This is a genomic window from Qipengyuania soli, from assembly GCF_015529805.1.
GTDB lineage: Bacteria > Pseudomonadota > Alphaproteobacteria > Sphingomonadales > Sphingomonadaceae > Qipengyuania > Qipengyuania soli.
Window position 1 is genome coordinate 2,567,386 of the sequence record NZ_CP064654.1, and the last position, 13,522, is coordinate 2,580,907.

A 13,522-nucleotide genomic window follows, 5' to 3' on the forward strand; every position below is an offset into this window, starting at 1 on the left:
GAGTTGATGGAGTCTGTTGGCCCTGTGGATTTCAGGGATAACCAGCCCCTGCCCGAATTCTCCCGCAAAGCAAAGGGTCGAGCGGATATGCGACTCGCGGCTTGGCTTGAGTCGAGTCAAACTTATCCCTGTTGTCCCCAGCCTGTCCAAAACCCGGCCGACCTGTGCGGGAATCGCCTGCTGAAAGACTCGTTGTGGGGAGGGAAGTTCCTCCCGAACTTGTCGGCAGGCCTATCCCGTGGTTTATGCCGGTGCTTCTCCACAGGGTGCCGGAGCCTCTTATTTCCAACCGCGTCCATCTCCACCTGTTGTCAGACTCCACCGGCGAAACGCTCGAGATGCTGGCCAAGGCCGCGCTCGCGCAATTCGAGGATGCGGACGTCATGCGCCATTTCTGGCCGATGGTTCGAAGCCGCCAGCATCTCGAACGTATTGCCCCGGAGCTCAAGGCCAACCCGGGCCTTGTCCTCTTCACGTTGGTCAATCCCGAAACGCGCGACCGGCTGGAAGAGATCTGCCGCCAGCTTGGACTGCCCGCAGTCCCCATACTCGATCGCGTGACCGAGGCACTCGAAAAGGCGCTGGGGCAGGAAGCGCATGGCAAGCCCGGTCGCCAGCATGCGATGGACCAGGCCTATTTCAAGCGTGTCGAGGCGATCCAGTTCACCATCGCCCATGATGACGGCGTCGGGTGGGAGAACTGGGAGGAGGCGGATATCGTCCTCGCAGGCGTGTCGCGCAGCTCGAAGACGCCGACCAGCATTTACCTGGCCAATCGCGGCTACAAGGTCGCCAACATCCCGTTGGTGGTCGAAAGCCCGCCACCGCCCAAGCTGTTCGAGCTCAAGAACCCGATGGTGGTCGGCCTGACCACCGCGCCGGAGCGGTTGGTACAAGTGCGCCGCAACCGCCTCCTGAGCCTCAACGAGGAGCGCACCACCGACTATGCCGACCAGGAAAAGGTCAAGGCCGAGGTTGCCTTCGCTCGGCGCATGTTTGCCGACAACGGCTGGGCGGTGATCGATGTCACTCGCCGCTCGATCGAGGAAACCGCCGCTGCGGTGATCCGACTCTACAACGAGCGCGAGACGCGCGGGACGACACAAGGGGCGAAGCCGATATGACCGCCATCGCCGGAAATGGACTGGTGCTGGCGTCCAACAGCGCCTCACGTAATGCGATGCTGGAAGCGGCCGGGATCACCTTCCGTGCAATGTCCGCGGATGTCGACGAGCGAGCGCTTGAAGCGGAGATGGATGACGCGGACCCCGCCGAAATTGCGCAGGCTCTTGCCGCTGCCAAGGCTGGTGCCGTTTCCACGCAATGCGGTGGAGAACTTGTGCTCGGCTCGGATTCCCTCGTGGAGGTCGAAGGACGCCGCTTCGACAAGCCGAAGACGCGCGAGGACGCCGCGGAACACCTCCGCTTCTTTTCCGGCAAGGTGATGACGCTGCACAGCGCCGCTGCGCTGGCCCGCGGTGGGCGGATCACCTGGCTCGACAGCGACTTTGCCCGCCTCAAGGTTCGCGACCTCAGCGATGAATTCATCGAAGCCTATCTCGACACCGAATGGCCAGCAGTCTCCTATTGCGTGGGGGTCTTCCGCATCGAGGGTCCGGGCGTGCAATTGTTCGAAACGATCATGGGCGACCAGTTCACCGTGCTCGGCATGCCGCTGCTTAAGGTGCTCGATGCCCTGCGCGAGGACGGGGTGCTGCCGGCATGAAGCCCTATGCCGAAGTGATCGGCGATCCGATCGCACAGTCGAAATCGCCCACGATCCATGGTTTCTGGATCGCGAAACTCGGCCTTGATGCGGATTATAGCGCAGCTCATGTGACGAGCGAAGGGCTGGCTGACTACGTCGCCAGCCGACGCGAGAATCCGGAATGGCGCGGCTGCAATGTCACCATGCCGCACAAGCAGGCCGTCCAACCCTTCCTGGACGGGATCGACGAAATCGCGAGTGCCATCGGCGCCGTCAACACGATCTACAGGGATGCGAGTGGGCGGCTCGTCGGGACCAACACCGACATGTCAGGCTTCCTCGAACCGCTCGCCGGCGATCTCGCGAAATCCCATTATTTCCGCATGGCACGAATACTCGGAACGGGAGGCGCGGCGCGTGCAATCGTGACTGGCCTTGCGGGCCAAGGGTTCACCCTGGTTCTCGCTGGCCGTAACCCGGACAAGGCCCGCGCAATGCTCGACCAACTCGACCCGGGCGGCGAACATCATACCACCTTGCTGGACCATTTTGCTGAGGCGACGGACTTTGCATTCGACGATCGAGAAGGTTGCTGCGACCTCGTCGTCAATGCGTCCCCCCTGGGCATGCGCGGGCAACCCGCCCTCGCCTTCGCTTGGAGTCATGCGCCACCGGGATCGATTGCCTATGACATCGTGACTGACCCGGTCGAGACCGAATTCCTCAAGGGTGCACGCGCGGCCGGCTTCAAGACTATCGACGGCCTCTCCATGCTCATCGGTCAGGCGGCGGCAGCCTTCACTCGTTTCTTCGGCGTCGAGCCGCCGCGCGAACATGATGCCGAACTGCGCAAAAGGCTGAGCGCATGACCCGCCCCCTGATAGTTGGTCTCACCGGCTCGATCGGAATGGGAAAGTCGACCGTTGCGACGATGTTCGAGGCCGCAGGGGTACCCGTGTTCGATGCCGATGCGGAAGTGCGCGCCATGCAGTGCGCAAATGGAGAATTGATCCCGGCGATTGAAGCAGCCTTCCCTGGCACAACTGGGCCTGCGGGCGTGTTGCGCGACGAGCTTGGCCAGAAGGTTTTCGGCGACAAGGAGGCGCTGGCCCGATTGGAGGCGATCGTCCATCCGGCAGTGGCGAGGAAGCGCGAGGCGTTTCTGATCGAACACGCCGGTGCACCAGTTGTCGTGTTCGACATACCCCTGTTGTTCGAAAAGGGTGGGGCGGCGGCGGTCGACAAGGTCGTGGTGGTTTCTGCCCCTGCGGAGGCTCAACGCGCACGCGTGCTGGCTCGACCAGGCATGACGCAGGAGAAATTCGCTCATATTCTTTCGTTGCAGGTTCCCGATGCCGAAAAGCGGGAACGGGCGGACTACATCGTCGACACAGGGACATCGGTGGAGGAAACCGAGACTGAGGTCATCGACCTCATCGCCCATCTGCGCGCCGAACGAGCAAAGAAATAGGTGATCCGCAGCACTTGAAATCCGCCCGAGAGAGGCCGATAGATTGCATGATGCGCGAAATCGTATTCGATACCGAGACCACCGGCCTAGACCCCAGAAGCGGGGACCGAATGGTCGAAATCGGCTGCATCGAAATGTTCAATCTCGTACCGACAGGCGCTACCTTTCACGCCTATTTCAATCCCGAGCGTGACATGCCCGCAGGGGCAGAGGCAGTGCACGGGCTTTCTGCCGCCTTCCTGTCGGACAAACCGTTGTTCAAGGACATGGCGAGCGAGCTCATCGATTTCCTTGGCGATGCACCTTTGGTCGCGCACAATGCCGGCTTCGACTTCGGCTTCCTCAATGCCGAGCTGGAATTCTGCGGGCGCGAAGCCGTTTGCATGAGTCGTATGGTCGACACCGTTGCCATCGCCAAGAAGCGCCATCCCGGTGCGAAGCTCTCGCTCGACGCACTGTGTTCGCGCTACGGCATCGATCGCAGCCATCGAGTCAAGCACGGGGCGCTGCTCGATGCCGAACTGCTGGCGCAGGTCTATGTCGAGCTGAAGGGCGGTCGGCAGATCGGATTGGAACTGGCAGCGGAGATCGCGGCGCGCGAAACTGTCGTTGCAAGTGAGGTTATCGCTGTGCGCAAGGCACCTGACGGACCGCGCCGCGATCCGCGGCCGCATGCGGCCAGCCAGGCTGAACTGGCACGACACAGGGAATTCATGTCCGGGATCGAGAACCCTCTCTGGGGCTAGGTTGCGGAGATGCCGGCGGACGGGGTCGGAAGCGGGATCGGCGGGTAGGACAAAGGAGAAAACGATAAGATGGATATTCGCGTCTCTGGCCACCAGATCGATACCGGCGCCGCTCTTCAGGAGCATGTGGGTGATCGACTGAACTCCATCGTCGACAAGTATTTCAACCGCGCGATTTCCTCGCACGTCACCTTTGGCAAGGGACCGGGCGGTTCCTTCACATCCGATATCGTCACCCATGTCATGCAAGGCCTGATCCTTAAGGGTCACGCCGAAGCCCACGACGTGCACCAGGCATTCGATTCCGCAGCGGGCAAGATCGAAAAGCAGCTGCGCCGCTACAAGCGACGGATCCAGGATCGTCACGAGCAGGCCAGCCACGCCATCCGCGAAGAAGAGGCGGCCTACACGATTCTTGGCGCTCCCGACACGGACGACGAGGAAGAGGTTACCGCCGACAGCCCGCCGATCATCGCCGAAACACGTGCGATCATCCCCGAATGCAGCGTGGCTGATGCAGTGATGATGCTCGACCTGCAGAACGCCAATGCACTGCTGTTCAAGAACGCGGGGAGCGAACAGCACAATATGGTCTATCGCCGTCACGACGGATCGATCGGCTGGGTCGAGCCGCGCTAGATAAGCGGAGGACAATATGACCAGGGCCGCAACCACCGGGGCGGCGCGGCATTACCGCGCGCTCGAAAATCTCTATGCGTCGGCCCCGGTCAATGCGCTGTTCCGTTCAACCATCGCGATTCCCGGGGATGGCCTGTCGAGCATCACTTTCGACGTGTCCGAGGAATTCTACCACGCTGCCGGTGCCGCGCATGGCACGATCTATTTCAAGATGCTCGACGATGCAGCTTTCTATGCTGCCAACAGCCTCGTCACCGATCGCTTCCTCCTGACAACCTCGTTCAACCTCCATTTCACCAAGCCAGTGCGTGGAGGAAAGGTGGTTGCGGAGGGGAAATGGATCAGCGGTCGGAAGCGGGTCTATGTCGCGGAAGCGCGGCTCATCGATGCCGAAGGTGACGAGATCGGCCGCGGCACGGGCACCTTCATGCGCTCCCACATCGCCCTTTCGGGGCTACCGGGCTACGCACTGGAAGCTGCAGCATGAGCGATGCCCGGCTCCCTGCCCATCTCGAAGTGAGCGCCCTCCTTCGCCTCGTGGAAAGCAACGGCGGCTTCGCGGCAGTGCTTCAACGCGGCGAACGCGATGCTGGGACGATCATGATATTAACGACTGAGCGTGGCAATAATACCATCTTGTGGGAACGGATGCCCCAGCTTGATAATTCGCGACCCTATACCCGCTCCCGTACACAAGGAGTTGAAAATAAAAAAGATTTTGACGAGTATATCCAGCGCAGGATGCGCCAAGACCCGGATGCATGGGTGATTGAACTGGATATCGTTAACGCAGAACGCTTCATCTCAACCATGGTTACTTAGGTTGACACGGTTTCAGTTGTGACTATGTGGCGCCCCACTTCGATGCGGAGGCGGCGTCTGTTCGGCAATACGGCCGACGCGCTAGCACGCAGACGGGGGATGGCCGGCAGGCCCGCAACGGACCCGATTACCACGACGCAATAAACGCGCGTGGGTCCCAGCCTGCGCCAGACCATCAACCGCCGAATGTTTCGGGATCATGGTTCGCAAGACTACCGGCTTTACCGCGGCGATCGCGGCTGCCGTAACACTTACTTTTGTCGGGATGGATAGTTCCGGCGCAAACGCCCAAGTCGCAGCGAATGCGACTCCGACCACCGCCTCCGAGGCACCGCTGACCGAAGAGGTCGTGCCGGTCTTCGTGGAGAAGGAAGTGGTCCAGGAGCTTCCCGAGGAAGCTCGAAACGAGATTCAGGAAACCGCCGAGGAACCGCGCGCTCAAAACTTGCGCCAGCTTGTCGCTGCCATGCCTGCGACCGGCGAGCTTTCGGCAGAACTCCAGTGCCTTGCTGGCGCGATCTACTTCGAATCGCGCGGCGAACCCCTTTCCGGCCAGCTGGCCGTGGCACAGGTGATCATCAACCGCAGTCAGGACGGACGATTTCCCTCCAGCTATTGCGGCGTGGTCTACCAGCGCTCGCAATTCTCCTTCGTGAAGGGTGGCCGTATGCCGCATATCCGCACGAGCTCGACCGCGTGGCGCAATGCCAAGGCGATCGCGCGCATTGCGCATCGCGGTCTGTGGGACAGCGAAGCCGGTGAAGCACTCTACTTCCATGCCAAGTACGTAAAGCCCAGCTGGAGCCGCAAGAAGGTTGCAACAGCGACCATCGATACGCACGTCTTCTATCGCTGATTGCGGCCGACGCGTGCTTTGAGCGGGGCCGTCGCCAGGCGGGGCGGCCCTCCTGCTACGAGTGATCCGCGATCTCGACCCAGACGGGGGTATGGTCACTGGCCTTCTCGCGTCCGCGATATTCCTTGTCGACGCCCGCCGCCGCCATGCGATCGGCCAACTCGGGTGACAGGAGCAGGTGGTCGATCCGAAAGCCATGGTCGCGCTGCCATGCGCCCGCCTGGTAATCCCAATAGGTCCACACACCACCGCGCGGGTTGAGCGTGTTGATGGCATCGGTCCACCCGTGACCAAGCAGCCGGGCATAGGCGTCGCGCGACTCGGGCTGCATCAGCGCGTCGTCCTGCATTGCCTTGACCGACCAGACGTCCTTGTCTTCGGGGATTACATTGAAGTCGCCAAGCACGACGGCCGGGATTTCTTCGGCCCAGATCTCGTGCATTCGGGCGCGCAGCTTATCCATCCACGCAAGCTTGTAGTCGAATTTGGGCCCGGGATGCGGATTGCCGTTGGGCAGGTAGAGGTTGCAGATACGCACGCCGTTGACCTCGGCCTCGAGATAGCGTGCCTGTTCGCCCTCGCCGTCCTTGGGACCGTCGATCCCCAAGCCGCGCTTGATTTCGAGCGGCTCGACGCCATCGGCAAGGATGGCGACGCCGTTGAAACTCTTCTGGCCATGCCAGATCGCCTTGTAGCCGATGGCTTCGAACTCGTCGGCCGGGAAGCCGTCGTCCATCGTCTTGATTTCCTGCAAGCAGGCGACGGTGGGCCGGGTCTCCTCGAGCCATTCCTTCAGCCGCGGCAGGCGGGCCTTGATACCGTTGATGTTGAAGCTGGCGATTTTCATCGCCCGGACACTAGATGCCGAAACTCGATCCGCAACCGCAACCTGCAGCGGCTTGCGGATTTTCGACCCGGAACGCGGCGCCGCCAAGCGATTCGACGAAATCCACCGTGCTACCGGCGACGAGGTCCAGGCTGACGGGGTCGACGACGAGACGGACGCCCGCGGTTTCGCTCACCGCATCATCCCCTTCGGGAGCGGCGGCGAGGTCGAACTTGTACTGGAAGCCCGAACAGCCGCCTCCTTCAACCGACAGGCGCAGGATAGCGGGCTTGGCCTGTTTCTGCGCGATGGCGGAAACGCGCGCGGCTGCGGCCTCGGTCAAGGTGGGCGTGGTGTTCATCGTCTGGATGTAGGGTGCCTGGGGCTCCGCCTCAAGCGGTCTGGATATACTCGCGCATGGCCTCGGCTTCGCTCTGGATCTCGTCAAGGCGGGCCTTCACCAGATCGCCGATGGATATGAAGCCACACATCGCCTCGCCATCCACGACAGGCAAGTGACGGATGCGCCGGCGCGTCATCAGGGCCAGCGCGTCGAGAATGCCGGTGCGTCGCTCGACCGTAATCGGCGGCGAGGTCATGACCTCGCCCATCGACCGGGACAGGCATGCATCCCCCTCGCTTGCCAGCCTGTACACCACATCGCGTTCGGAAAAGATGCCGACGACCCGCCCATGTTCCATGACCGGCAGGGCACCGATGCGACGATCCGCCAGGATCGCTATGGCATCGCGAACGGGTGTGTCGACTCCGCAGGATATGACCTCCGCGCTTGTCCGCCCCGCGATCATGGTACCGATGTCCATTGCCACCTCCTCCGCAAGCTATGTGGGGAGAATGCCATTTTCAGGGCCGAAAAGCGAATCGTGCACACATCAGCCATTGAATCCCTTCAGCCCAATGTCCAAACGCCTTGGACATGAGCAGGAAGTCCCCCCTCGATGATCCCCAGCAGGCAGCATTCGCCTGGGCGCGATTCCGGCGGATCATGCGCTTCATGTTCCTGCTTACCATCGGGGTGGTAGCCATATCGCTGGCGCTGCTGTGGAAGTTCGGGACCGAGGAGGTCTCGATCCACTACTACATCGCCGCGGCTCTAGGCATCGGTTTCACCATGCTGCTGGCGAGCGCGCTGATGGGCCTGATGTTCCTCTCGTCGGGCACCGGCCATGATGAGGCCATCGAGGATCCGCTGAACGACCGCGACTAGTCGGCTTCGGGACGCAAGCGGTACTCCTCAACAGGCACGCCGCCGATGAGGTGGCGCTGGATGATCGCCTCGAGCGATTCTTCGTTGCAGGAATGGTACCAGACGTTGTCCGGCCACACGACCGCGATCGGCCCCGCCTCACAAATCTGGAGGCAGTCGGCCTTGGTCCGCTGGACCTTGCCGCCCGGCCCCACGAGGCCGAGCTCCTTGAGCCGCTTCTTGAGGAATTTCCACGCAGCCTCGCCCTCCTCGCGGCGACAGCACTTCTGCTTCTCGGAAATCGCGCAAAGGAAGATCTGCCGCTCGACTGTCGCCCCGCCAATCTTGGTGAGCGCGGCTTCGGCCTTGCGCAGATCCGTGGCCTTTGCAGTCATTCGGCGGGCTTCAGCCAACGGTCGAGCCACGCGAACACCGTGTTGTGCCATTGCAGCGAGTTCTTCGGCTTGAGCACCCAGTGGTTCTCGTCCGGGAAGACCAGCAGCTGGCTGGGAATCCCACGCATCTGCAGTGCCGTGAAGGAGGCGATGCCCTGCGTATAGGGAATGCGGAAATCCTTTTCGCCGGTGATGACCAGCATCGGCGTCTTCCACTTGTCCACGTGGTTCGCCGGATTCCAGCGTTCGTAGGCTGCGGGGTCCTCGTAATATTTCTTGCCGCCATGCTCCCAGATGTCGAACCACAGCTCCTCGGTCTCGTAGGCCATGGCCCGGGCATCGAAAACGCCGTCATGCTGGACGAGGCAGTCGAAGCGGTCCGACCACTGCCCTGCGATCCAGTTCATCATGTAGCCGCCGTATGAGGCGCCCATGGCGCAGGCTCGCGTGCCGTCGATCTGCTTGTCGATCGAAAGCGCGTGGGCGAGGCCCTTCTGCAGGTCCTCGAGCGGTTTGCCGCCCCAGTCGTTCCGAATGCTGTCGGTGAAGGCCTGTCCGTAACCGGTGGACCCATGAAAATCGACCGAGATGACCGCATATCCCTGGCTCGCGACGACTCGAGGGTTCCAGCGGTTCGACCAACTGTCGTTGAACGATCCCTGCGGTCCGCCATGGACGTAGAGGATGGCGGGCAGCTTGCCCTGAATGCCGTCGGGCTTGGTGATCTGACCCCAGACCGTGTCGCCATTCGCGCCGGGGAAGCTGAAGCGTTCAACCGAAACCGGGGCGAGCGTGCCCATGCGGCTCATCGCGACATCGGTCAGCGGCTTCGCCTGACCCCACTTGCGCGAGAGGTACATTTCCGGCGGCGCGCCGATCGAATCGCGGGTGAACAGCAGGCCGCCAGCGCGCAGCGGGACGACATTGCCGATGTGGGCCTCATTCCCGGCCATAAGGTCCAGCTTTTCGACCGCGCCGCTGCGCGGATCGATTCGGAATGCAGGTGTGTCGAGTACGTCCTGAGCCGTTGCGACGATCCAGCGCGAATCCGGCGTCCACGCAAGCGAGCCGAACGAGAGGTCGGCCTTGGCCGTGAGTGCACTCAGCTTGCCGGTCTTCAGGTCGCGCAGCATGACGACTTGCCTGTCGGCCTCGTAGGTCGGACGTTCCATCGCAACGTATGCGAGGTACCGCCCGTCGGGAGAGGGTGCGGGCAGCATGTCCATCGCCTCGTTCGCAGCGGTCAGGTTCACCGGTGCGCTGCCGGAAAGATCCGACCACCAGATGTCGAGGTTGGTGGAATAGGGTTCTTTCGCATCCGCTTCGCGCGCAACGAAGTAGAGGCTTTTGCCGTCGGGTGCGAAGGCAATGTCCTCATTGCCGCCGAAGGGCATGGTTGGCGTATCGCCGCTGGGGCCACCGGCCCCATCCGGACCGTCCACGGCAGTACCATTGTCAGCGACTTCCCCGTTCTGGAGCTGGAAAACAAAAGTGCGGTTGTATGTGCCCGGCGTTTCCCAGTGATCCCAGTGCCGCACGAAACCGCCGTCACCTTGGTAGAGACGCCCCGTCCCCGGACCGGGCGTGAAGGGCTTTGCGCTGTCATCGCAATCGAGCGAGGCGCACGCGCGGGAAATCTCGGTGAAGACTGCGATCCGCTTGGCATCCTGCGAGAGGACGAAACCGTTGACCGCGCGTGGCAGGCGGGTGACCTGAGCTGCATCGCTAACCGTGCCATCTACCGCCACTCGGGCGCGCCAGACCTGGCTGGTCGCCGCGTCACCGCCATCGGCATCGTCGGCGAGGTAGTAAAGCCATCCGTCGCCGCCGAAGCGTGCATCCGAGGCTTCGAGGTCGAGCCTTATCGGCTTCGCGTCGAGCTGTTTCAGCGAGCGCAGGTAAAGAGCGCCCTTGCGCGCATAGGTCTCCGGATCGGTCTCGGTGACCGGATAGACGGCAAGCGTATCCGTGGGATCCACTGCAGGCGCGCCAAGGCGCGGCATGGTGACGATGTCCTGCGCGCTCATCGGCTCGCGGCTCTCGGCAGCGAGCGGGTTGGCAGCGAGGAGCGCAAAGGCGCTGGCGAACGGGATTGCGACCCGGATGCTTCTTGTCATGTGCGCGGCTCTAGGCCCGCGCGACGGCAAAGTTAAGGGGGTGTCGTCAGGACTTCTTGCCGGCGATGCGGGCGATCTCGGCCTTGACCAGTTCCTCGACCATGGCGGGAAGATTGTCATCGAGCCATTGCGCCAGCATCGGGCGAAGCATTTCGCGCACCAGTCCTTCGAGCGATGTTTCGCCGGAACGGACGATCTGCGGCGCCTTGCCGGGCTGCGCGAGCATGGCGAGGGCGGCAAAGTTCTGCCGCATCGCTTCGCGCGTGTCGCCGCGGGTGAGGGCGTCCTCGTCATCCGCCGCGTCGGCACATTCAGGTTCGGCGTGCGCGTGCTCCATCGCGTAGTCGGAATCGAGTTCCAGGACCTCGATGGCCTCCTCCTCGTCGGCAGGTTCGACGACGTCTTCGCGCTCCGCGGTTGCGCGACGACGGCGTTCGGCGATCATGCCGTCGCGATTGTCGCGCGCAATGACCTTCTTGATCGAGTCAAGGATCTCTTCGACCGACGGTTCACCCGGTTGCTGCATCGTGCCTCACTGCCCCTGTCCCGAATCGGGACCACCGATTCGCCTGAAGCCCTCAATAACCGGTTTGCGAAGTGATTTCATCCTCTTCCGGGACGTCGGCATTCGGTGCAGGCACGTCGACCGTGCGCGTGGACTGCACTTCGGGGTCGGATTCGCTCTCCCAATCGAACCACTTGCCCTTGACCCGGTCGTAGTTCGTGGCCGGATCGTAGAGGATGCCTTCGCCGACGAACCCGAGATCGCGAGCCTCTGCCCGGCCCATGGCTGCGAGCAGCGAGAAGCCGGCGACGTAGGCATTGCGGCGCGCGGTAACGAGCTGGACCTGCGAGCGCAGCAATTCCTGTTCTGCATTGAGCACGTCGAGGATGGTACGATTGCCGATCGAGTTCTCGGCCCGCACGCCTTCGAGGCTTAGCGATGCCGAATCGACGGCGACCTGGCTGCTTTCGATGATTGCGAGGGCTGCCTTCCAGCTCGACCATGCGGCCCGGACTTGCGCGATGACATCACGTTCGGTGGCGACCACCTGCTCGAGAGCAGCGGCCGAGCGGGCCTGCGCCTGGCGTTCGAGCGCTGCGGGCAAGCCGCCCTGGAACAGCGGCAGGCGTAGCGAGACGCCGACCTGGCCGTCACGCCCCGATTGCGAAGGCGCTGCAGTACCATCGGCCAGGCGCAGCGAGTTGAGCGTATTCTGGTAATCGTAGCCCGCGAATACCGAAACGCGGGGCAGGCGGCCCGATCCGGCAACGTCGATATCGTATTCCGACGCCCGCGCACGCTCCTTGGCGGCAATGAGATCGGGGTTGTTTTCGAGCGCCACATCGACTGCCGAATCGACGTCTGACGGAAGGTTCGGCAGTGGCGGCGGCGGCTGGAGGTTGTCGGGAGCCTTGCCGACAAGCGCAATGTAGTTCTCGCGCGCGCTGATGAGGTTGGCCTGCGCGCTGCGCAGATCGCCCTGGGCGAGGGCGAGGCGTGACTGCGATTGCGCCACGTCGGTGCGCGTGAGGTCACCGATCTCGAACCGGTCGCTGGTCGCTTGCAGGTTTACACCCAGCACGTCGACCTGGTTGGACGAGAGCGCCACTACTGCCTGGCCTCGCAGCACATCCATGTAGGCGGCAACAACCTGGGTGAATATCGCGCTTTCCGTTCCTCGGAGGTCGGCCTGGCCCGACTCTACACGGTTCTCGGCGGCCTTGATCGAATTGCGGACCGCGCCACCGGAATAGATCGGCACGCCAAGGTCGACGCCAGCGCTGAAGAGGCGGTCGGGACCGTTCGGCGAAGCGCCCTCGACAATCTCCGTGTAAGTCGCAGTGCTCGAGACATTTGGTCGGCCCGCGCTCTTCTCGATGACGACGCTCTCATCGGTTGCGCGCTGCCCTGCGCGTGCTGCAAGCAGGAGAGGGTTATGCAGGTATGCTTCGGTGAGCGCTTCCTGCAGCGTGTCGGCGGATGCCGGCACGGCAAGAACGCATCCGGCAAGCGCAGTGGTTACTGCCAGCCGACGGGCGACGCCGTTCAATCGCATTCAGAAACTCCAGCTAGCGGGCCGGTCGAACTGGTGCAGCCGCGGCACGCCGATTTCGGCAAGAGGCAGCAGTGCCAGCGACCCTGCGGCCTTGCGGCCCGTGGCGAGGCGCGTGACACCGTTCTCAACCAGACCTGTCACGATGCGGCCGCCTTCGGCGACCAGTTTGGCAATGGCAGCGGGGAGGTGTTCAACCGCCCCGTCGATAAGGACAAGGCTGTAGGCCCCCTTCTTGCGGCCACCCAGCGCCTCTTCGGGATCCATGGAACGCAGCGAACCGACCAGTGGCTCCACAAGCGCAGCGAGGTAACCGCTGCCACCGACGATAACGAGCACATCGTCACCGGAATTGGGCTGGGCTTCCGCAAGCATCATCCCGTGGAACAGCGGGGACGGCAGCGCCTTGCCTTTGCCAAGCCGGATTGCGCGGTCGGTATAGGCGGTGCTTCGCAGCGCTTCGGGCACGAAGTCCTCGCGGGCGACGGTGCCCATGCGTTCGAGAACGAAGGCTTCGTTGACTCCGCTGGTGCGAAGCTGGCTATCGATCATCGCGCGGCGTGCGGCGGCAAAATCGGACGTGGGGGCGAGGGTCGTGGTCATGGTCTCTTGCACTGTATTATTCTAATAACACGCTAGGTCAAGCTTGCGTTGCTTTAAGCGCAAGCGCCCTTGTGT

General features: G+C 62.7%; 18 protein-coding genes. 10 read left to right on the forward strand and 8 right to left on the reverse strand.

Features of this window, described 5'->3' with window-relative positions; all coding sequences use genetic code 11:
* The first annotated feature begins 245 nt into the window (after positions 1–245).
* The 9 genes from IRL76_RS12815 to IRL76_RS12855 all read left to right on the forward strand — a co-directional run bounded on the left by IRL76_RS12815 (position 246) and on the right by IRL76_RS12855 (position 6,242).
* The gene (locus tag IRL76_RS12815; RefSeq protein ID WP_200981707.1) at positions 246–1,124 is read left to right on the forward strand and encodes a pyruvate, water dikinase regulatory protein; all 879 of its coding nucleotides are present in this window, start codon (positions 246–248) and stop codon (positions 1,122–1,124) included.
* A complete protein-coding gene (locus tag IRL76_RS12820; protein ID WP_200981708.1) occupies positions 1,121–1,726 on the forward strand; it encodes a Maf family protein in 606 nt (201 codons plus the stop codon). Before IRL76_RS12815 ends, IRL76_RS12820 begins: the two co-directional genes overlap by 4 nt.
* The gene (locus tag IRL76_RS12825; protein WP_200981709.1) at positions 1,723–2,577 is read left to right on the forward strand and encodes a shikimate dehydrogenase family protein; all 855 of its coding nucleotides are present in this window, start codon (positions 1,723–1,725) and stop codon (positions 2,575–2,577) included. The genes IRL76_RS12820 and IRL76_RS12825 overlap by 4 nt, the downstream gene beginning before the upstream one ends.
* The gene (gene coaE, locus IRL76_RS12830; protein WP_200981710.1) at positions 2,574–3,179 is read left to right on the forward strand and encodes a dephospho-CoA kinase; all 606 of its coding nucleotides are present in this window, start codon (positions 2,574–2,576) and stop codon (positions 3,177–3,179) included. Before IRL76_RS12825 ends, coaE begins: the two co-directional genes overlap by 4 nt.
* A gap of 50 nt (positions 3,180–3,229) precedes the next feature.
* Positions 3,230–3,925: a DNA polymerase III subunit epsilon gene (gene dnaQ / locus IRL76_RS12835; RefSeq protein ID WP_200981711.1), complete on the forward strand. Its 696-nt coding sequence runs from the start codon at positions 3,230–3,232 to the stop codon at positions 3,923–3,925.
* A 69-nt stretch (positions 3,926–3,994) separates the two neighbouring features.
* Complete coding sequence (gene hpf / locus IRL76_RS12840) at positions 3,995–4,564, forward strand: ribosome hibernation-promoting factor, HPF/YfiA family (RefSeq protein WP_200981712.1); 570 nt, start codon at positions 3,995–3,997, stop codon at positions 4,562–4,564.
* Between the two features lie 16 nt (positions 4,565–4,580).
* Complete coding sequence (locus tag IRL76_RS12845; RefSeq protein ID WP_200981713.1) at positions 4,581–5,051, forward strand: PaaI family thioesterase; 471 nt, start codon at positions 4,581–4,583, stop codon at positions 5,049–5,051.
* The gene (locus IRL76_RS12850; RefSeq protein WP_200981714.1) at positions 5,048–5,386 is read left to right on the forward strand and encodes a DUF1491 family protein; all 339 of its coding nucleotides are present in this window, start codon (positions 5,048–5,050) and stop codon (positions 5,384–5,386) included. Before IRL76_RS12845 ends, IRL76_RS12850 begins: the two co-directional genes overlap by 4 nt.
* A 199-nt stretch (positions 5,387–5,585) precedes the next feature.
* Positions 5,586–6,242 carry a cell wall hydrolase gene (locus IRL76_RS12855; RefSeq protein WP_200981715.1) on the forward strand — a complete coding sequence of 219 codons (657 nt, stop codon included), beginning with the start codon at positions 5,586–5,588 and terminating at the stop codon, positions 6,240–6,242.
* Between the two features lie 55 nt (positions 6,243–6,297).
* On the opposite strand, the gene xth is transcribed toward IRL76_RS12855, so the two are convergent.
* The 3 genes from xth to IRL76_RS12870 are packed head-to-tail and all read right to left on the reverse strand — an operon-like array spanning position 6,298 to position 7,892.
* Entirely contained in the window at positions 6,298–7,089 is a 792-nt protein-coding gene (gene xth / locus IRL76_RS12860; RefSeq protein ID WP_200981716.1) for an exodeoxyribonuclease III, read from the reverse strand.
* A 10-nt stretch (positions 7,090–7,099) separates the two neighbouring features.
* Positions 7,100–7,429: a HesB/IscA family protein gene (locus IRL76_RS12865; protein WP_200981717.1), complete on the reverse strand. Its 330-nt coding sequence runs from the start codon at positions 7,427–7,429 to the stop codon at positions 7,100–7,102.
* 31 nt (positions 7,430–7,460) lie between these two features.
* Entirely contained in the window at positions 7,461–7,892 is a 432-nt protein-coding gene (locus tag IRL76_RS12870; protein ID WP_200981718.1) for a CBS domain-containing protein, read from the reverse strand.
* 113 nt (positions 7,893–8,005) lie between these two features.
* On the opposite strand from IRL76_RS12870, the gene IRL76_RS12875 reads away from it, so the two are divergent.
* Positions 8,006–8,296 (forward strand): hypothetical protein, encoded by a 291-nt coding sequence (locus IRL76_RS12875; RefSeq protein WP_200981719.1) that lies wholly within the window; start codon positions 8,006–8,008, stop codon positions 8,294–8,296.
* Here IRL76_RS12875 and IRL76_RS12880 read toward each other — a convergent pair.
* Genes IRL76_RS12880 through IRL76_RS12900 form a run of 5 tightly spaced genes read right to left on the reverse strand, consistent with a single transcriptional unit; the run spans position 8,293 to position 13,447 of the window.
* A complete protein-coding gene (locus IRL76_RS12880; protein ID WP_200981720.1) occupies positions 8,293–8,670 on the reverse strand; it encodes a (2Fe-2S) ferredoxin domain-containing protein in 378 nt (125 codons plus the stop codon). The two genes, IRL76_RS12875 and IRL76_RS12880, sit on opposite strands and share 4 nt — an antisense overlap.
* Positions 8,667–10,787, reverse strand: a complete 2,121-nt coding sequence (locus IRL76_RS12885) for a S9 family peptidase (RefSeq protein ID WP_200981721.1) — start codon at positions 10,785–10,787, stop codon at positions 8,667–8,669. The genes IRL76_RS12880 and IRL76_RS12885 overlap by 4 nt, the downstream gene beginning before the upstream one ends.
* 46 nt (positions 10,788–10,833) lie before the next feature.
* Positions 10,834–11,313 carry a DUF2497 domain-containing protein gene (locus IRL76_RS12890; RefSeq protein WP_200981722.1) on the reverse strand — a complete coding sequence of 160 codons (480 nt, stop codon included), beginning with the start codon at positions 11,311–11,313 and terminating at the stop codon, positions 10,834–10,836.
* Between the two features lie 52 nt (positions 11,314–11,365).
* Entirely contained in the window at positions 11,366–12,847 is a 1,482-nt protein-coding gene (locus tag IRL76_RS12895) for a TolC family outer membrane protein (RefSeq protein WP_200981723.1), read from the reverse strand.
* Positions 12,848–13,447: a protein-L-isoaspartate O-methyltransferase family protein gene (locus IRL76_RS12900; protein WP_216629296.1), complete on the reverse strand. Its 600-nt coding sequence runs from the start codon at positions 13,445–13,447 to the stop codon at positions 12,848–12,850. It abuts the gene before it with no gap.
* Positions 13,448–13,522 lie beyond the last annotated feature (75 nt).